The sequence below is a fragment of the Mycobacterium appelbergii genome (genome assembly GCF_032883035.1).
Taxonomy (GTDB): Bacteria; Actinomycetota; Actinomycetes; order Mycobacteriales; family Mycobacteriaceae; genus Mycobacterium; species Mycobacterium appelbergii.
Window position 1 is genome coordinate 1 of record NZ_JAMQTH010000018.1, and the last position, 18,174, is coordinate 18,174.

Below are 18,174 nucleotides of genomic sequence, written 5' to 3' on the forward strand. Positions count from 1 at the left end.
GTCATCAGGAGTGCCTTGCCCGAAGGTCTCCCGCGCCTTCGACCACGTCGAATAGAACCCGTCAAGCACACCCACGGATGAACCCTCTCTACGGGACCTCGACTGTCAACCCGAGTATTTCAACAGGCCGCGACCCAGTTGACGGCAATTCGCGCCGTATCAGGCGTCGCGCCGGTTCAGCACGACAGCGGCAGCCACGAACGCCGCGGCAACCACGGCGACGAAATACAGCAGCGAGCCCATCTCGCCCCACGGGGTCGAATACGCGGGGAACAGCCATTCCACACCGAGATACCGGAACATGTTCGCGAACGGCAGCCACGGCCCGATCGCGGGCCCGGAGCTGGGCATGTTGCCCAGTAGGGGTTCGGCGACCAGCGGCCACAACAGCAGCACCGCCACGGCCCCCGCGGCGACACGCAGCAGCGCCCCCACCGCAACGCCGAGCACCGCGGCAAGTGCGGCGTAGAGCGCGATGCCGCCCGCGACCCCCCAGACCGCAGGATTGGCCAGCGACAGCTGCGCACCGACCATCGGTTCGGCCACCAACCGGGCCACAATCACTGCGGCGATCACCATCAGCGCCGCACACAATGAGGAGAACGCCGCGGCCACCACGGCCTTCGCCACCAGCACGGCGGTCCGATTGGGTGTGGCCAGAAACGTGGTGCGGATCAGTCCGCTGCGGTACTCCCCGGTGACCGTCATCGACGCCAGGATCATCAGCACCGGCACCCCGAACACCGCCACCCCCAGCGCGGCCTTCTGCGGTGGCAGCGCACTCAACCCGTAGGCCGACCAGCCTTGCAGGGCCGCGATCCCGAAGCTGAGCACGGCCACCCCGACCACCGACCACAGCGCCGAGCGGGTGGTGGACAGCTTGATGCGCTCGGCGTCGAACACCGCGAGCGTGCTCACGACTGCGCCGCCCGGTAGTCGACGGCGTCATCGGTGAGCTTCAGATATGCCTCCTCCAGTGAGGCCTGCCGGGTACTCAGCTCGTGCAGGGTGATCGCATTACGCGCGGCCAGGTCCCCGATCACCTCGATGGCGACGCCACTGACCACCAACCCGGCCCCGTCCGGATCGGTATCGGTCTCCAGCCCCGCATCGGTGAGCACCTCGGTGAGCCTCTCCAACTGCGGGCTGCGTACCCGCACGACACCAGCGGACGAACCGCTGACGAACTCGGCGACCGTGGTGGACGTGATCAGCTTGCCCTGCCCGATCACCACCAGGCGGTCGGCGGTGTTGGCCATCTCGGCGAGCAGGTGGCTGGAGACGAACACCGTCCGCCCCTCCGCCGCCAGCGTGCGCATCAAGGTGCGAACCCAGTGGATGCCCTCGGGATCCAGACCGTTGACCGGCTCGTCGAACAGCAGCACCGGCGGATCCCCCAGCAGTGCCCCGGCGATGCCCAACCGCTGGCTCATGCCCAGCGACAAGGTTCCTGCGCTGCGCTCCGCAACGCTGGTCAACCCGACCATCTCCAGAACCTCGTCGACCCGCGCGGTGGCGATCCGGTTGGTGGCCGCGATCCAGCGCAGGTGGTTGCGGGCGGTGCGATTCGGATGGACCTGTCGCGCGTCGAGCAGCGCACCGACGGTGCGCAGCGGATCACGCAGATCCCGGTACCGCTTGCCGTCGATGGTGGCGGTTCCCGCCGTCGGATGATCCAGTCCCAGGATCAACCGCATGGTGGTGGTCTTGCCTGCGCCGTTGGGCCCGAGGAAGCCGGTCACCACGCCTGGGGAGACCGTGCAGGTCAGATCGTCCACGGCGCGGTGGGATCCGTACTGCTTCGTCAGCCCGGTGAGTTCGATCATCGTTCCCATGGTCTCAGGGACGTCGACCCTGCGCACAGACCGCAGATCCGCGCGTTTCGACGATCTCACCACAGTCCCGGCGGATGCTCACAGCGCGGGACTGGATGCCTGTGCCCAGAACCGTTTCGGGATGCGGCCGGCCCGGCGGGCCAGGTAACCGGCGGTGACGGCGGCCGACATGGCCGCGGCCATCGTCGGTGGATCGGCGGCGCGGGTCACCGCCGAGGCCAGCAGCACGGCGTCGCAACCCAGCTCCATCGCCAGCGCGGCGTCGCTGGCGGTGCCGATGCCGGCGTCGAGCACCACCGGGACGCCGGCCTGTTCGACGATCATCTCGATGTTGTGCGGGTTGGCGATCCCCAGCCCGGTGCCGATCGGCGAGCCCAGCGGCATCACCGCGGCGCAACCGGTGTCTTCGAGGCGACGGGCCAGCACCGGGTCGTCGTTGGTGTAGGGCAGCACGATGAACCCGTCGTCGACCAGCTGCTCGGCGGCCTTGACCAGTTCGATGGCGTCGGGCAGCAGGGTGCGTTCGTCGGCGATGACTTCCAGTTTGACCAGATCGGTGCCGAGCGCCTCACGGGCCAGCTGTGCGGTGAGCACAGCCTCCGCGGCACCCCGGCAGCCCGCGGTGTTGGGCAGCGCCGAAATGCCCAACCGGTTGAGCAACTCCAGCACGCCGGTGCCGGATTCGGCGTCGACGCGGCGCATCGCGACCGTCGTCAACTCGGTGCCCGAGGACACCAGCGCCTCTTCGAGCACCGCGAGGTTGGGCGCCCCGCCGGTGCCCATGATCAGCCGGGAACCGAACTCGCGGCCCCCGATCGACAGTTTCGAAACCCCGGTCGCCAAGCCTGAATCAGCCACCTTGCACCGCCGTCACCACTTCCACCCGGGCCCCGTCGACCAGGGCGGTGCGCTCCCATTCCGAACGCGGCAACACCGACCAGTCCAGCGCGACGGCGATGCCCTTGTCGGGAAAGCCGCGGTTGACCAACATCGTTTCGATGGTGGTCGTGTCCTCCAGCTCGACAGTTTCGTCGTTTACCGTGATGGTGATCATTTCGCTCCCACACTCACCTCGAGTTCCGCCGCGATCCGCTCAGCGGTCCACGGCGCCAATAGAAATCCGTTACGGCCATGCCCGGCTGCCACCAGTGTGTGGCTGTCGAGCCGCTCGACGATCGGTAACCCGTCCGGCGTCATGGGTCGCAGCCCGGCGGCCGCCTCGGCCAGCTCGTACTCACCCAGGGCGGGCATCACCGCACACGCGTCATCGAGCAGATCCCGCACGCCGGTGACCACCGGGGCGGTGTCGCGGCCGTGCTCGTACTGGGTGGCGCCCACCACCACGCCGTCGGGCCGCGGCACCAGGTATACCTGACGTCCGTGCACACGGGCCCGAATCACCCGTTGCGGCACCGGCATACAGCCCTTGCGCCACCGTAGCCGCAGCACTTCCCCTTTGACCGGGCGCACCGGCAGGCCTGGCCACAGCGTCGGTGCGTCGATGCCGTTGGCGATCACCACCTCGTCGGCCTCCACCTCGGTCAGCGCAGCGACCGGACCGGACCACCGCACGCTGAGCCGCTCACAGTGCGCCGCCAGGGCGTCGACCACTGCCCGGTTGTCGACCGCCAGCTCCGTGGTCGCCCGGAAGCCGTGCCGGATGCCCTGCGCCAGCAGTGGTTCCACCTCACGCGCGGCGGTCGTCGGTTCGACGGGGTGGCCCTGAGCCGCCAGCCAATCGGCGACGGTACGCAGGTCGGCGGCGTCTGCGCGGTCGACGGCGACGACCAGCGATTCCCGCGCCGTCACCACCTCTGCAGGCAGCCCGTCCAGAAACCCGGTGTGCCACAACCGCAGCGACTCCAAGCCCAGCTGCAGCAACCGCTCTTCACCGGGCCAGCCCTCGCTGTGTGGTGCCAGCATCCCGCCGGCCACCCACGACGCACCGCGTTCGCGTGTGCAGTGCAGCTGTACCGTCCAGCCGTCCAGCGCCGCCCGGCGGGCGATGGACAGCCCGATCACACCGCCGCCGACGACGGCCAGTGTTCGTGCCATTTCCGCTCCCTTCGCCGGCATGACCCGGATCAGGTGTGACGGTAAGGGCTGGTCCGTGCCCACTCTCAGCCCCCGGTCCCGGGACTCCCGCGTTGCCCATCCACCCTACTCGGAGCCCAACCGCTAGCGTCGCGGTGTGGAACAACCAGCCCGACGACTGCAGCGCGCGACGCTGTACCTGTGCACCGACGCCCGACGTAAACGTGGTGACCTGGCCGAATTCGCCGACGCCGCGCTTGCCGGCGGGGTGGACCTCATCCAGCTACGGGACAAAGGCTCGGCCGGTGAGCAGCAGTTCGGGCCGTTGGAGGCGCGCCAGGAACTGGAGGCTCTCGAGGTGCTGGCCGACGCGGCCCGCCGCCACGACGCGTTGCTGGCCGTCAACGACCGCGCCGACATCGCGTTCGCGGCCGGTGCCGATGTGCTGCACCTCGGCCAGGATGATCTCCCCCTCGAGGTGGCCCGCGGCATCATCGGTGCGCGCCCCGTGATCGGCCGGTCCACGCACGACGCCGCCCAGGTGTCCGCCGCCGTCGAGGAAGCGGTCGACTATTTCTGCGTGGGGCCGTGCTGGCCGACACCGACCAAGCCGGGCCGCACCGCACCCGGGCTGGATCTGGTCCGTGCCGCCGCCGCGCTCGAGACCGCGAAACCCTGGTTCGCGATCGGCGGCATCGACGCGCAACGGCTGCCCGAGGTGTTGGCGGCCGGGGCACGCCGCATCGTGGTGGTCCGGGCGATCACGGCCGCTGACGATCCGCGCGCCGCGGCCGCGGCACTCAAGGCCGCGCTTACTGCGAACGGTTGACGAGCAGCGGAATCGTGCCCGTCACCTCCCGCAGCCGCTGCCAGCTGGCCGCGAAACCGGGATGCAGCGGCAGCTCGGCCACCTGGTCCTCGGCCACCCAGCGCAGCTCGGCGCTCTCGCGGTTCGGGATGGTCTCCAGCAGTTCGGGCGCATCGGCGATGACGGTGGTGTAGGTCCACTGGGTGCCGCCCGAACCGACCACCTCGGCGGTGACGACGGTGGTCCTGACGGTGAGTTGCTCGGCGAGCAGGCCGGCTTCCTCGTGGGCTTCCCTGACCGCGGCCTGCTCGACGGTTTCGTGGCTGTCGCGGGCACCGCCGGGCAGTGCCCACGTGCCGCCCTGATGACTCCACGGCGCGCGATGCTGCAGCAGTACCGCGGCGGCTCCGTCCGGTCCCGGCGCCCGCAACAGCAGCCCGGCCGCGCCGTGACGGCCCCAGAATCTGGTACCGCTGTCCGACATCACCCAGCCGTCACCGTCACCACGCACTCGTACAGGATAGGGAAACAACGCGCCGAATCGTCGCGCCTCGATTCAGCGCGAGCCGTACCACCAACTCTTAGAATTTTTTTATAGAGTTGACGTAGCCGTATGACAGCCGAAAAGCACCGAAACTGATGAGGTCCGCGCGCAGGTGACTGTGGAGTTGGCACACCCCTCGACCGAGCCGCTCGCGTCCCGGTCGCCCACCACTCCTGCGCATCCCCGTTGGTGGTTCCTGTGGACCACACCGGGCCGCATCCTCACGATCGGGCTGGTCCTGTCGGCGCTCGTCATCGCCAGCGCATTCGCGACCTCAACCACGGTCAACGACCGCCAGCAGGCACTGACCACCGTGCTCAACCACACCGAACCGCTGGCGTTCGCGGCGGGACAGCTCTACACCACGCTGTCGGTCGCCGACGCCGCCGCCGCGACAGCATTCATCGCCGGTGCCGAACCCCGCGATGTGCGGCAGCGCTACGAGCAGGCCATCACCGACGCGTCGGTCGCCGTCACCCGGGCATCCAGTGGCTTGACCGACGAACAGCTGGTTCAGCTGCTCGGCCGGATCAACGCCCGGCTGGCGGTCTACACCGGTCTGGTGGAGACGGCGCGCACCAACAACCGGGCGGGCAACCCGGTCGGGTCGTCGTACCTGTCCGAGGCGTCGTCAATGATGCAGCTGCAGATCCTGCCCGACGCGCAACGCCTGTATGAACAGACCTCGGCGCGGGTGGATGCCGAAACCACCGCGTCCACCCGTATCCCGGCTCCCGTGATGCTCGTGGTGCTGGCGACGTTGTTGTTCGGGGCATTCGCCAACCGGTGGCTGGCGCGTCGAACGCGGCGCCGGGTGAACATCGGGTTCATCGCGGGCGGCCTGGCGGTGCTGATCATGTTGATCTGGGTGACCACCGCGTTGGTGATCTCGACGTCGGACAGCCGCAGCGCCAAGGACACCGCCGCCGAATCCCTCAAGACGGTGACCAACCTGGCGATCACCGCGCAGCAGGCACGCGCCGACGAGACGCTGGCGCTGATCCGCCGTGGTGACGAGAACGTCCGCAAGCAGTCCTACTACCAACGCATCGACATGATGCAGCAGCAGCTCGCGTCGTATCTGGCGCATGACACCGGAATCGACAAGAGCGACCTCACCGATGCCGAGGAACTGTTGACCAGATGGCGGGCCGCCGACGATCGCATCAACGCCTACATCGCCGTCGGCAACTACCAGGCCGCCACCCAGGTGGCCCTCGGTACCGCCGAGGACGATTCCACCCCGGCATTCGACAAACTCGATGAGGCACTGACCAAAGGCATCCAGGAGAGCCGCAGCCAATTGCGCAACGACATCCTCAACGCCCGCCGCGTGCTGTCCGGCGCGACGGTCGGCGCGGCCGCGCTCAGCATCGCTGCCGCGGTGGCGGTCGCACTCGGGTTGTGGCCGAGACTCAGTGAGTACAGGTGATTTCCATGATGAGGCGGCTCTGGGTGCTCGTGCTCGTGGTCGTGGCAGTGCTCGCGGGTTGCAGCCAGACCGCGCCGGCCCTGACGATCCCCGCGTTGACGCTGGCGCCGCCCACCCCGGCGGGCATGAAAGAACTCCCGCCCGAACCCGTGCAGGTGCCGCAACCCGACAACAACGACTGCAACCTCACCGCCAGCCTGCGCCCGTTCAACAACAAGGCCGAGGCCGAGGCCGCGGTGGCCAACATTCGTGAACGCGGGCGGCTGATCGTCGGGCTCGACATCGGCAGCAACCTGTTCTCATTCCGGGACCCGATCACCGGTCAGATCAACGGATTCGACGTCGATATCGCCGGCGAGGTGGCGCGCGACATCTTCGGCACGCCGTCACAGGTGGAGTACCGCATCCTGTCGTCGGCCGACCGGATCGACGCACTGCAGGACAATCGGGTCGACATCGTCGTCAAGACCATGACCATCACCTGCGAGCGCAAGAAGCTGGTCAATTTCTCCACGGTGTACCTGATGGCCAACCAACGCATCATGGCCCCGCGGGGTTCCGCCATCACCCAGACATCCGACCTGTCCGGGAAGCGGGTGTGTGTGGTCGACGGCACGACCTCGCTGCAGCGGATCCAACAGATCAGCCCGCCGCCGATCATCGTCTCCGTGGTCACCTGGGCCGACTGTCTGGTGGCGCTGCAGCAGCGACAGGCCGACGCAGTCAGCACCGACGACTCCATCCTGGCCGGGTTGGTGGCCCAGGATCCGTATATGCACATCGTGGGACCGAGCCTCAGCCAGGAGCCCTACGGGATCGGGGTGAACCTCGAGAACACCGGGCTGGTGCGCGTCGTCAACGCGACCCTGGAACGGATTCGCCGCGACGGTACCTGGAATACGCTGTACCGCAAGTGGTTGACGGTGCTGGGCCCCGCGCCTTCCCCTCCGGTCGCGAGGTACATCGACTGATGAGTGAAACTGAAGATCCCGACGAGGGTCCCGGCACCCAGCCAGCCAGCTTCGAAGAACTCGGCATGGATTCGACATCCACCATGCGGCCGATGGCCACCCAGGCCGTCTTCCGTCCCGAGTTCGACGATTCGGACGATACTTCGCTTCGCACCGGCGACACCGAACCGCATGACCACCCGACCATCGCGACCCGCATCGTGTCCCCGATCCGGCGGCTGGGCGGCGGGCTCGTGGAGATACCCCGTGTGCCCGAACGGGATCCACTGACCGCGTTGATGACCAATCCGGTGGTCGCCGAGTCGAAGCGGTTCTGCTGGAACTGCGGGAGACCGGTCGGCCGGTCCAGCCCGGAGGGTCGCGCACTCTCGGAAGGCTGGTGCCCGCACTGCGGTAGCGCGTATTCGTTTCTGCCGCAGCTCTCTCCGGGCGAGACCGTCGCCGACCAGTACGAGATCAAGGGCTGCATCGCCCACGGCGGACTGGGCTGGGTGTACCTGGCTTTCGACCACAACGTCAACGAACGACCGGTGGTGCTCAAAGGTCTGGTGCATTCCGGGGACGCCGAGGCGCAGGCCATCGCAATGGCCGAACGCCAGTTCCTCGCCGAGGTGACGCACCCCGGGATCGTGAAGATCTACAACTTCGTCGAACACGACGACAAGCACGGCAACCCGGTCGGCTACATCGTGATGGAGTACGTCGGAGGGACCTCCCTCAAGCAGGCCCGGCGGACCCGGCTGCCGGTGGCCGAGGCGATCGGTTACATGCTGGAAATCCTGCCTGCACTGGGTTACCTGCATTCGATCGGCCTGGCGTACAACGATCTCAAGCCGGACAACATCATGATCACCGAGGATCAGCTCAAGCTGATCGACCTGGGCGCGGTGTCACGGCTCAACTCCTACGGATACCTGTACGGCACACCGGGTTACCAGGCGCCGGAGATCGTGCGCACCGGGCCGACGGTGGCCACCGACATCTATACCGTGGGTCGAACGCTGGCGGCGTTGACGCTGAATCTGCGCACCCGCAAGGGTCGCTACGTCGACGGATTGCCGTCCGAGGATCCGGTGCTGACCACCTACGACTCGTTCGGCAGGTTGCTGTCGCGGGCTATCGATCCCGATCCCCGACGCCGGTTCGCCAGCACCGACGAGATGGCCTCACAGCTGCTCGGGGTGTTGCGCGAGGTAGTGGCCACCGACAGCGGCGTGCCGCGGTCCGGCCTGTCCACGGTGTTCAGCCCGTCCCGGTCGACGTTCGGGGTGGACCTGTTGGTGGCGCACACCGACGTTTATGTTGACGGCCAGGTGCATTCGGAGAAGCTGACCGCGCAGGAGATCGTCCGGGCACTCCCGGTGCCACTGGTCGACCGGACCGATGTGGGCGCGCCGATCCTGGCGGCCAGTGTGCTCAGCCAGCCCGTGCACACGCTGGACCAGCTACGCGCAGCACGTCACGGCGCGATCGATTCGGAGGGTGTCGACCTCGCCGAATCCGTCGAGTTGCCGTTGATGGAGGCGCGTGCCCTGCTCGATCTCGGCGACGTCGCCAAGGCCACCCGCAAGCTCGACGACCTTGCCGTACGCGTCGGCTGGCGCTGGCGACTCATCTGGTTCCGCGGGGTGGCCGAGATGCTGTCCGCCGACTATGACTCGGCGACAAAGCATTTCACCGAGGTACTGGACACCCTGCCCGGCGAATTGGCACCGAAGCTGGCGCTGGCCGCCACAGCAGAACTGGCAGGCACCGCCGACGAGCTCAAGTTCTACCGAACCGTGTGGAGCACCGACAACGGCGTCATCTCGGCCGGATTCGGTTTGGCCAGAGCGGAATCGGTCAGCGGTAACCGCGACGCGGCGGTACAGACCCTCGACAAAGTGCCGCCCACCTCACGGCATTTCACCACCGCCCGACTCACCAGCGCGGTGACGCTGCTCTCGGGGCGATCCACCAGCGAGATCACCGAACAGCACATCCGCGACGCTGCCCGCCGGGTCGAGGCCCTGCCCGACTCGGAGCCGCGGGTGTTGCAGATCAGGGCGCTGGTACTGGGCACCGCAATGGACTGGTTGGCCGACAACTCCGCCAGCAGCAATCACATCCTGGGTTTTCCCTTCACCGAGCACGGTCTCAAGCTCGGTGTCGAGTCCTCACTACGAGCCCTGGCCCGGGTGGCGCCCACCCAGTCACACCGCTACGCACTGGTCGACCTGGCCAACAGTGTGCGGCCCATGAGCACCTTCTGACATCCCGCGCGCTATGGGGTGACCACTTCGACACAGGCTTGGGCGATGGCCAGTTCTTCATTGGTCGGGACCACCAGCACCGTGATGGCCGAGTCCTCGGTCGAGATCCGCCGCGGCTCACGGGAAGCCGACGCGTTGAGGTCCTCGTCGATCTCGATGCCCAGCCCCGTCAGACCAGTCAGTGCATCACGGCGCACCGTGACGGCGTTCTCGCCGACCCCAGCGGTGAAGCTGATGACATCGGTACGCCCGAGCACGGCGAGATAGGCACCGACGTATTTGCGTAACCGGTGAATGTAGACGTCGTAGGCCAACTGCGCTGCCTCGTCACCGGATCCGATGAGCTCACGCAGTTTGCGGAAGTCGTTCTCACCACCTAGCCCGAGGACTCCGGAGCGCCGGTTGAGCATCGACTCGATCTCTTCCACGCTCATCTCCGCGGTGCGCCACAGGTAGCTGATGATGCCAGGGTCGATGTCACCGGAGCGGGTGCCCATCACCAGACCCTCCATCGGGGTCAACCCCATCGAGGTGTCAGCCGGCCGTCCACCGGCGATCGCCGAAGCCGACGCGCCGTTACCCAGGTGCAGCACAATCTGATTCAGCGATTCGTAGGGTTTGCCCAGAAACTCTGCGGCTTGCCGGCTGACGTACCCGTGTGAGGTGCCGTGGAAGCCGTAGCGACGGATCTTCCAGCGCTCGGCGAGTTCGCGGTCGATGGCATAGCTGGCCGCCGCGGCAGGCAGGTCGTGGAAGAAGGCGGTGTCGAACACAGCAATATGCGGCAGATCGGGCAGCAGCTTGCGGGCCACCTCGATACCCAGCACCGCAGGCGGGTTGTGCAGCGGCGCCAACGGTGAGAGCTCCTCGAGCTTGGTCACCAGCGCGTCATCGATCGGTGTCGGGCGGTAGAACGTCTTGCCGCCGTGCACCACCCGATGCCCCACCGCCACCAGTCCGAGGGTGTCCAGGTGCAGCCCGTCGGCGGCGAGGCTGTCGAACGCGGACCGTAGCGCGGCATCGTGATCGGCGATCGGCCCCTCACCGATCTGCTCGACAATCCCGTCAGCGAGGAACTCCCCCGTATCCGGCTTCACCACCGCGTATTTCAGTGAAGACGAGCCGGAATTGACCACCAATACGGTCATCGTCCTGCTCCTCGCGTGCGCATCATCGTCCTGCTCCTCGCGTGCGCATCATGAACGGCCCTGCGCCTGAATCGCGGTGATCGCCACGGTGTTGACGATGTCCTCGACAAGCGCGCCGCGCGAAAGGTCGTTGACCGGTTTGTTGAGCCCTTGCAGCACCGGGCCGATGGCGATTGCCCCGGCGCTGCGCTGTACGGCCTTGTAGGTGTTGTTGCCGGTGTTGAGGTCAGGGAAGATCAGCACGGTGGCCCGCCCCGCCACCTCGGAGTCGGGCATCTTGGTCGCGGCGACCGAGGGTTCCACCGCGGCGTCGTACTGGATGGGGCCTTCCACCATCAACTCAGGCTCCCGCTGTCGAACCAGTTCAGTTGCGGCCCTGACCTTGTCGACGTCCGCACCGGTGCCCGAGGTGCCGGTGGAGTACGACAGCATGGCGACCCGCGGATCGATGCCGAACTGTGCGGCGGTACGCGCCGAGGAGATGGCGATATCGGCAAGTTGCTCAGCGGTGGGATCGGGCACGATGGCGCAGTCGCCGTATGCCAGCACCCGATCCTCCAGGCACATCAGGAAGATGCTGGAGACCGTAGAAACTCCGGACATCGTCTTGATGATCTCGAACGCCGGGCGGACCGTGTGCGCGGTGGTGTGCGTGGCCCCCGAGACCATGCCGTCCACCATGTCGTTGTGCACCAGCATGGTGCCGAAGTAGGAGACGTCGTGGATGATCTCGCGGGCCTGCTCAACGGTCACGCCTTTGTGTTTACGCAGCTCCGAGTACTGCTGCGCGAACTGGTCGCACAGCTCGCTGGTCCGCGGGTTGAGTACTGCGGCCGCCGTCAGATCAAATCCGAGTTCTGCTGCTCTGGAACGGATCTGGGCTTCATCGCCGAGGATCGTCAGATCGGCGACGCCGCGCTGCAGCAGCCGGCCCGCGGCCTTGAGGATGCGGTCGTCGTCGCCTTCGGGCAGCACGATGTGCTTGCGGTCTGCGCGTGCCTGGTCCACAAGTTGGTAGGTGAACATCTGCGGTGTGGTCACCGCCGGTATCGGGATACTCAGTTGCGCCAGCAGGTCGGTGATGTCGACATGGTCGTCCATCAGAGCCAGCGCGGTGTCGATCTTGCGTCGCGATTTCGAGGTGACCCGCCCGCGGGTATTCGCCACCCGGCTGGCGGTCTCGAACGTGCCGTAACCGGTCGCCACGATCGGCAACCGCTGTCCCAGCCCGGACACCAGCGACGCGATGGCCGGGTGCAGTTCGAGCCCGCCGTTGAGGATGATCGTCGACAGCGACGGAAACCCTTCTGCGGCATGTGCGCTCACCACAGCCAGCACAACGTCGGACCGGTCGCCGGGGGTGATGACGGCAACGCCCTCAGTGAGCCTCTCCAGCACATGCTCGGCCGTCATACCGGCGACCAGCACGCCCATCACCTCACGGGGCAGCAACTCGGGATCACCGGCAACCACCGTGCCGTCGACCGCCGCCTGTAATTCGGCCACCGACGGCGCGACCAGCAGCGGCTCCTCGGGCAGCACATAGGCCGGCGGTCCGAGCGGTTTCAACGCCTCGGCGACCGCTGTGAGCTGTGCCGGGTCGCAGCGGTTGGCGACTACGGCGGCGGCATGGGCGTGCTGATTGGCCAGTTCGGCCAGGCACAACTCGACGACATGAACGACTTCGGTGGGGGTACGCTCGGCAGCCTTGACCGCCAGCACCACCGGGGCGCCGAGGTTCACCGCGATGCGGGCATTCATGCTCAGCTCGCTGGGATTGGCCACATCGGTGTAGTCGCTGCCGACGATGAGCACCGCGTCACACTGCGCCGCGACCCGGTGGAAGCGGTCGACGATATCGGCGATCGCCGCGTCGGGATCCTCGTGCACACGCTGATAGCTGACACCGACACAGTCCTCGTAGGGCAGCCCGGCCGTGGTGCCTGCCAGCAGCAGCTCCAGGATGTAATCCTGCCCTCCGTCCATCCGCGTGATCGGCCGGAACACCCCCACCCTCGGCACGGTGGCGGCCAGCCGGTGCAGTATCCCCAGCGCGATCGTCGACTTACCGGTGTCACCTTCGGGCGAGGCTATGTAGATCGCGGTCGCGATGTTCCCATCCGGCACCGCTACAGCATTCCTCATCCGGCTGGCGACTGCCAGATGCGGTGGTCAGGGCAGGTCTGCGAGCGCCGCGGCGAATTCGGTGCAGAACCAGTCCACATCTGCCATCGAGAACACCATCGGCGGCCGCACCTTCAGCACGTTGCCATGGCTTCCGCACACCGAGATGAGCACCCGCCGCTCGCGCATGGCATTGACCAGGTGATGAGCTCCGGCTCGGTCGGGCGATGCGGTGTGGCGGTCGGTGACCACCTCCACACCGAGGTACAGCCCGGATCCACGCACCTCGCCGATACGAGGGTGCTCCGCGACGAGTCGGCTGATCTCCTCCCGCAGCGCGCCGCCGATGCGGTCGGAGTTGGCCATCAGGTGCTCGTCCTCGATGACGTCGAGCACCGCGCCTGCCGCCGCCATCGACACCGGATTTCCGCCGAACGTGTTGAAGTAGGGCACGGCCGTCGCAAACGCTTCCAGCACCCCGGCGCGGGCGGCCATCGCCGCAACGGGCAACCCGTTGGCCATCGGTTTGCCCATGGTGACCAGGTCGGGCACCACACCGTGGCGCGCGAAACCCCACATCGCCTCACCGGTGCGGCCGAATCCTGGCTGCACCTCGTCGGCGAGGAAAACCCCGCCGGCCGCCCGCACCGCCGCGACCGCGGGCCCTAGCACCGAGGGATCCGGGTAGATGCCGTCAGAGGCGAAGATGGTGTCGACGATCAGGCAGCTCACCCCGTGACCGGTGGCTTGCAGGTCGGCGATCGCGTCCTGCACCCCGGCCAGGAACCGGGGAGCCACCTCGGCGCCACCGCGGTAGCTGTCCGGTGCCGACACCGTCCGCACGTGCGGCCCGATGGTGGCGGCACCACCGAGGGAGGGTGAAATCTCCGTCACCGCTTGGGTATTGCCGTGATAGGCGTCGGCGGTGACGATGACTCCCCGTGCTCCGGTGTGCATCTGGGCGACTCGGAGCGCGAGGTCGTTGGCCTCGGATCCGGTGCAGGCGTACATCACCTGATCAGGTCCGTCCGACCCCGAACCGGACAGGGACTCCAGCAGCCGTCGCGAGTAGTCCACAATGCCCTCGTGCAGATAGCGGGTGTGGGTGTTGAGCGTTTCCATCTGCCGGGTGACCGCGGCGATGACATGTGCGTTGCAATGCCCGACGCTGACGACGTTGTTGTAGGCGTCCAGGTAGCGCACACCGTCCGCGTCGAACAGATGGCTGCCAATGCCGCGGACCAGGTGCACCGGCCGTTCATAGAACAGCCGGTACGCCGGCCCCAGCACGCGGCCGCGGGCCTCGATCAGCGCTTGGGTGGCCGGGTCGGCCGATGGGCCGCCCAGGTAGCTGTTGGAATCCATGATGTTGGAAAACCCCATGCCGCTACACCTTTCACTGTCAGGCCCGCGACGCCTACTCAGCGCTCATGCGCCTCCTCAAGAACTGTCCGGCCCAGGTCGGAATACCGTTGCGGATCCTGGTATTTCAGGAACAACGCGAGCAGCACACCGCCGATCCCGACGATACCCACGACATATGGGATCGCGGTGAATATCCAGTCAGATGCAGCCGAACCGGCGGCGAAGGATGCGTTCTTGGCCAACAGGTAGATGACGTAGAGCATCCCGGCCCCGCCGAGCAGCGGCGCCAGGAACGTGGTGAACCAGTTGGCCGTTTCGGGGTGCTGCTTGTGCACGTGGAAGTACGAGATCACCGAGAATGCCGCCAGCGCTTGGACGATCATGATCGCGGTGGTACCGAGCAGTGCCATCAGGCCGTAGAGCCCGGTGTAAGGATCACGTCCGGTGACGTCGAAGAACAACACCACCACGGTGGCGAAACCGGTCTGCACGAATCCGGCGATATAGGGCGATCCGTGCCTGGGGTGGGTCGCACCGACGGTCCTGCGCATACCGGGGATCACGTTCTCACGCCCGAGGGCGTACAGGTAGCGGGCGGCGCAGTTGTGGAATGCCATCCCGCACGCGAATGAGCCGGTCATCAACAGGATCTTGAACAGGTCGACGGCCCACTGACCGAGATGCTCGTGCACCGGGTTGAAGAAGATGTTGCCCGCGGTGGCTGAATCCTGGGCCAGCGCAATCGCATTCTGCGGGCCGGTGCCGACGATGGCCAGCCATGACACCAGCACATAGAACACGCCGATCCCGACCACCGAGCAGATCACCGCGATCGGGATGATCTTCTTGGGGTTGCGGGACTCTTCGCCGTACATGGCGCTGGACTCGAAGCCGACCCAGGACCAGAACGCGAAGAACAGACCGACGCCTGCCGATCCGGCGACCGCGATCATGTTCCCGTCGGCACCGGTGACGGACTCGGACAAACTGTGAAACCCGTTGATCGGGTTGAGTGATCCGAGTGACCAACCCTGCGGGCCGCCGCCGGTGAAGACGACCGACAACGCCATCATCGCCAGCATGATGATCTCGGTGATCAGGAAGACCCCGAGCACCTTGGCGGCGAGGTTGATGTCGAAGTAGGTCAGCACCGCGTTGATCGCAAGCATCACCACCGCGAACACGATCCAGGGCACGTCGACATTGAAGAACGAGGTGAACAGGTCATTGCCGAAGAACGAGAAGATGCCGATGAGCGACGCCTCGAAGACCATGTACGCCAACGCGGTGAGCAATCCTGCGCCAAGACCGACGACGCGGCCCAGCCCGTGCGATATGTAGCCGTAGAAGGCGCCGGTCGCGGTGATGTGCTTGCTCATGGCGGCGTAGCCGATGGCGAACAGTGTCAGCACGATGGTCGCGACGAAGTATCCGGCGGGCGCGTAGGCGCCGTTACCGAACCCGACCGAGATCGGCACGTTGCCGACCATCGCGGTGATCGGGGCGGCGGTTGCCACCGCCATGAACAACACGCCGACCAATCCCACCGCGTTGGGTTTGAGGCGTGCGATGGCGGGCGGCGCCGCCGGAGGATCGATGATCTCGCTCATTGTGGTCCCATCTGAGGGCAACTCCCGGACCGATATCTGGTCTGGTCTTTGAACGTCGCCGACGGCGCTGTGGAGCGACGGTGGCAATTGTTACCTCGCCCAGATCGCCTGGTCAACTTGGGATTAGCTGCGATTTAACGGTTTCGTTTCCGTCATGTTTCGGATCCGGACCTTATGCAACAGCGAGGTAAAACCGGCTGATTTGGTCTGCCAGACGAGCCTTTTCGATGCAATCATCTGGTGGTCATGGAGGAGTCAGCAGGCGGCGCCGTCGCCGAGGATGTGCGTCGTCGGATCCTGTCTATGCTGGCTCAGGGCACGCTGCGGCCGGGCTCCCGGCTGGGTACCGAGAGGGAGATGGCCGAGACGTTCGCGGTGTCGCGGTCCACGCTGCGCAGCGCGCTGCTGCCGTTGAGCCAGGCGGGTGTGCTCGAACGGCGCACCGGGCGCTCCGGCGGCACCTTCGTACGGGCTGACTTGGTGGAGCGCGGCGCCGCCGAACTGGCGGGATTACCGGCCCGATTGCACAGTGGCGGGCACACCAGTGCCACCAGGGTATTGGCCACAGACCGCAGACCGGCCACCTCCGTCGAGGCGCAGGCGCTGGAGATTCCCGGGGGCACAGATATTTTCATCATCCGGCGGTTGCGCTATGCCGATGGAGTGCCGCTTTCTGTAGATCTGGCCTGCCTGGTGGCAGAGCAGATGGAGGACTTGCTTGAGCAGCCACTGGGTGGCTCGCTCTACGAACTGTTTCGGGTGCGGTACGGCTTGGCGCCGACCACCACGACAGAAACCATCGAGGTGGTCAGCGCCAGCCCGCGGGAGGCGCAGTGGCTGGGCATCGGTCACCGCAGACCGTTGGTCGCCATCACCCGGATCACCCGGGACAGCGCTGACCGGCCGTTCGAGTACGCCTACGACCTGTTCCGCGCCGACCGGATCCGGCTGACCGCCACCAGCCGCGGCGCCGCTGGTGCGGTGGCGCGGCTGGTGAGCAGCGCCTGAGATCAGCCGAGTTTGCGCAGCCGCGGTTCCAGATCCTTCTTGAACAGGTCGAGGAAGCGACGCTGATCGTGGCCCGGAGCGTGGAACACCAGGTGGTTCAGCCCCCACTTCACGTACTGCCCGACCTTTTCGACGGCCTCGTCCGGATCGGATGCGACGATCCAACGCTTGGCGACCTGTTCGATGGGCAGTGCGTCGGCGGCCTTCTCCATCTCGATCGGGTCGTCGATGCTGTGCTTCTGCTCGGCGGTCAGCGACAGCGGCGCCCAGAACCGGGTGTTCTCCAGGGCCAGCTTGGGGTCGGGATCGTAGGAGATCTTGATCTCGATCATCCGGTCGATGTCATCGGAGTTGCGGCCCGCGGCCTCGGCGCCCTCTTTCACGGCCGGGATGAGCTTGTCCTTGTAGAGTTCCTCACCCTTGCCCGAGGTGCAGATGAACCCGTCACCGGCCCGCCCCGCGTACTTGGCCACCACGGGTCCGCCTGCGGCGACGTACACCGGGATGCCGCCCTCTGGCACGTCATAGATCGAGGCGCCCCGGGTGTTGTAGTACTCGCCTTCGAAGTCCACGCGGTCGCCCAGCCACAGCTCGCGCATCAGCTTGACCGACTCCCGCAGCCGCGCGAATCGCTCCTTGAACTCCGGCCACTCGCCGATATAGCCGGTGGCGATCTCGTTGAGCGCCTCACCGGTGCCCACACCCAGGAAGATGCGGCCCGGGTACAGACAGCCCATCGTCGCGAAGGCCTGCGCAATCACCGCCGGGTTGTACCGGAAGGTCGGGGTGAGCACCGAGGTACCGAGCACCAGGCGCTCGGTCCGCTCGCCCACCGCGGTCATCCAGGCCAGCGAGAACGGCGCATGCCCGCCCTCGTGCCGCCACGGCTGGAAGTGGTCACTGACCGTCGCGCTGTCCATACCTGCCGCCTCAGCCAGCACTGCGAGCTCAACGAGCTCGCGCGGCGCGAATTGTTCGGCAGATGCCTTATAGCCCAGTTTCAATTCAGGTTTGAGATTAGCCACAGTGTCATTCCTACTCCA

At 66.7% G+C, this 18,174-nt stretch carries 16 protein-coding genes; 5 read left to right on the forward strand and 11 right to left on the reverse strand.

Annotated features, from left to right (window positions below; all coding sequences use genetic code 11):
* Nucleotides 1-159: 159 nt before the first annotated feature.
* The 5 genes from M1247_RS31390 to thiO form a co-directional block, all read right to left on the reverse strand.
* Entirely contained in the window at nt 160-918 is a 759-nt protein-coding gene (locus tag M1247_RS31390) for an ABC transporter permease (protein ID WP_317160341.1), read from the reverse strand.
* Nucleotides 915-1,826: an ABC transporter ATP-binding protein gene (locus M1247_RS31395; protein WP_317160342.1), complete on the reverse strand. Its 912-nt coding sequence runs from the start codon at nt 1,824-1,826 to the stop codon at nt 915-917. Before M1247_RS31395 ends, M1247_RS31390 begins: the two co-directional genes overlap by 4 nt.
* A gap of 87 nt (nt 1,827-1,913) precedes the next feature.
* Complete coding sequence (gene thiG / locus M1247_RS31400) at nt 1,914-2,678, reverse strand: thiazole synthase (protein WP_317160500.1); 765 nt, start codon at nt 2,676-2,678, stop codon at nt 1,914-1,916.
* A gap of 7 nt (nt 2,679-2,685) precedes the next feature.
* Nucleotides 2,686-2,889: a sulfur carrier protein ThiS gene (thiS, locus tag M1247_RS31405; RefSeq protein WP_317160343.1), complete on the reverse strand. Its 204-nt coding sequence runs from the start codon at nt 2,887-2,889 to the stop codon at nt 2,686-2,688.
* The gene (gene thiO / locus M1247_RS31410) at nt 2,886-3,890 is read right to left on the reverse strand and encodes a glycine oxidase ThiO (protein WP_317160344.1); all 1,005 of its coding nucleotides are present in this window, start codon (nt 3,888-3,890) and stop codon (nt 2,886-2,888) included. The genes thiS and thiO overlap by 4 nt, the downstream gene beginning before the upstream one ends.
* A gap of 136 nt (nt 3,891-4,026) precedes the next feature.
* On the opposite strand from thiO, the gene thiE reads away from it, so the two are divergent.
* On the forward strand, nt 4,027-4,698 hold the full coding sequence (gene thiE / locus M1247_RS31415; RefSeq protein WP_410506973.1) for a thiamine phosphate synthase: 672 nt from the start codon (nt 4,027-4,029) through the stop codon (nt 4,696-4,698).
* Here the strand turns inward: thiE and M1247_RS31420 are convergent.
* Nucleotides 4,682-5,188: an NUDIX hydrolase gene (locus M1247_RS31420; RefSeq protein WP_317160345.1), complete on the reverse strand. Its 507-nt coding sequence runs from the start codon at nt 5,186-5,188 to the stop codon at nt 4,682-4,684. The genes thiE and M1247_RS31420 overlap by 17 nt on opposite strands.
* 145 nt (nt 5,189-5,333) lie before the next feature.
* Here M1247_RS31420 and glnX point away from each other — a divergent pair, with 145 nt between their 5' ends.
* Genes glnX through M1247_RS31435 form a run of 3 tightly spaced genes read left to right on the forward strand, consistent with a single transcriptional unit; the run spans nt 5,334 to nt 9,876 of the window.
* Nucleotides 5,334-6,653, forward strand: a complete 1,320-nt coding sequence (gene glnX / locus M1247_RS31425) for a protein kinase G-activating protein GlnX (protein WP_317160346.1) — start codon at nt 5,334-5,336, stop codon at nt 6,651-6,653.
* 5 nt (nt 6,654-6,658) lie between these two features.
* Nucleotides 6,659-7,624: a glutamate ABC transporter substrate-binding protein gene (locus M1247_RS31430; protein WP_317160347.1), complete on the forward strand. Its 966-nt coding sequence runs from the start codon at nt 6,659-6,661 to the stop codon at nt 7,622-7,624.
* Nucleotides 7,624-9,876 (forward strand): serine/threonine-protein kinase PknG, encoded by a 2,253-nt coding sequence (locus M1247_RS31435; protein WP_317160348.1) that lies wholly within the window; start codon nt 7,624-7,626, stop codon nt 9,874-9,876. Before M1247_RS31430 ends, M1247_RS31435 begins: the two co-directional genes overlap by 1 nt.
* 11 nt (nt 9,877-9,887) lie before the next feature.
* Here the strand turns inward: M1247_RS31435 and M1247_RS31440 are convergent, their stop codons facing one another.
* From M1247_RS31440 to M1247_RS31455, 4 genes are read right to left on the reverse strand one after another with little or no spacing between them, the layout of a single operon-like run.
* Nucleotides 9,888-11,024: an acetate kinase gene (locus tag M1247_RS31440; protein WP_317160349.1), complete on the reverse strand. Its 1,137-nt coding sequence runs from the start codon at nt 11,022-11,024 to the stop codon at nt 9,888-9,890.
* Nucleotides 11,025-11,072: 48 nt separating this feature from the next.
* Nucleotides 11,073-13,151, reverse strand: a complete 2,079-nt coding sequence (pta, locus tag M1247_RS31445) for a phosphate acetyltransferase (protein WP_317160350.1) — start codon at nt 13,149-13,151, stop codon at nt 11,073-11,075.
* 45 nt (nt 13,152-13,196) lie between these two features.
* The gene (locus tag M1247_RS31450) at nt 13,197-14,531 is read right to left on the reverse strand and encodes an aspartate aminotransferase family protein (protein ID WP_317160351.1); all 1,335 of its coding nucleotides are present in this window, start codon (nt 14,529-14,531) and stop codon (nt 13,197-13,199) included.
* Nucleotides 14,532-14,569: 38 nt separating this feature from the next.
* Complete coding sequence (locus tag M1247_RS31455) at nt 14,570-16,123, reverse strand: APC family permease (protein WP_317160352.1); 1,554 nt, start codon at nt 16,121-16,123, stop codon at nt 14,570-14,572.
* Between the two features lie 246 nt (nt 16,124-16,369).
* On the opposite strand from M1247_RS31455, the gene M1247_RS31460 reads away from it, so the two are divergent.
* Nucleotides 16,370-17,131, forward strand: a complete 762-nt coding sequence (locus tag M1247_RS31460) for a GntR family transcriptional regulator (protein WP_317160353.1) — start codon at nt 16,370-16,372, stop codon at nt 17,129-17,131.
* 2 nt (nt 17,132-17,133) lie between these two features.
* Here the strand turns inward: M1247_RS31460 and fgd are convergent, their stop codons facing one another.
* Entirely contained in the window at nt 17,134-18,156 is a 1,023-nt protein-coding gene (gene fgd, locus M1247_RS31465) for a glucose-6-phosphate dehydrogenase (coenzyme-F420) (RefSeq protein ID WP_317160354.1), read from the reverse strand.
* Nucleotides 18,157-18,174 lie beyond the last annotated feature (18 nt).

What these genes read in the sequence shown, in the direction of transcription:
- M1247_RS31430 (WP_317160347.1), top strand. Translation starts at nt 6,659, where the DNA reads ATGATGAGGCGGCTCTGGGTGCTCGTGCTCGTGGTCGTGGCAGTGCTC.
- thiO (WP_317160344.1), bottom strand. Translation starts at nt 3,890, where the DNA reads ATGGCACGAACACTGGCCGTCGTCGGCGGCGGTGTGATCGGGCTGTCC.
- M1247_RS31395 (WP_317160342.1), bottom strand. Translation starts at nt 1,826, where the DNA reads ATGATCGAACTCACCGGGCTGACGAAGCAGTACGGATCCCACCGCGCC.
- thiS (WP_317160343.1), bottom strand. Translation starts at nt 2,889, where the DNA reads ATGATCACCATCACGGTAAACGACGAAACTGTCGAGCTGGAGGACACG.
- M1247_RS31450 (WP_317160351.1), bottom strand. Translation starts at nt 14,531, where the DNA reads ATGGGGTTTTCCAACATCATGGATTCCAACAGCTACCTGGGCGGCCCA.
- M1247_RS31460 (WP_317160353.1), top strand. Translation starts at nt 16,370, where the DNA reads ATGGAGGAGTCAGCAGGCGGCGCCGTCGCCGAGGATGTGCGTCGTCGG.
- M1247_RS31440 (WP_317160349.1), bottom strand. Translation starts at nt 11,024, where the DNA reads ATGACCGTATTGGTGGTCAATTCCGGCTCGTCTTCACTGAAATACGCG.
- M1247_RS31435 (WP_317160348.1), top strand. Translation starts at nt 7,624, where the DNA reads ATGAGTGAAACTGAAGATCCCGACGAGGGTCCCGGCACCCAGCCAGCC.
- M1247_RS31455 (WP_317160352.1), bottom strand. Translation starts at nt 16,123, where the DNA reads ATGAGCGAGATCATCGATCCTCCGGCGGCGCCGCCCGCCATCGCACGC.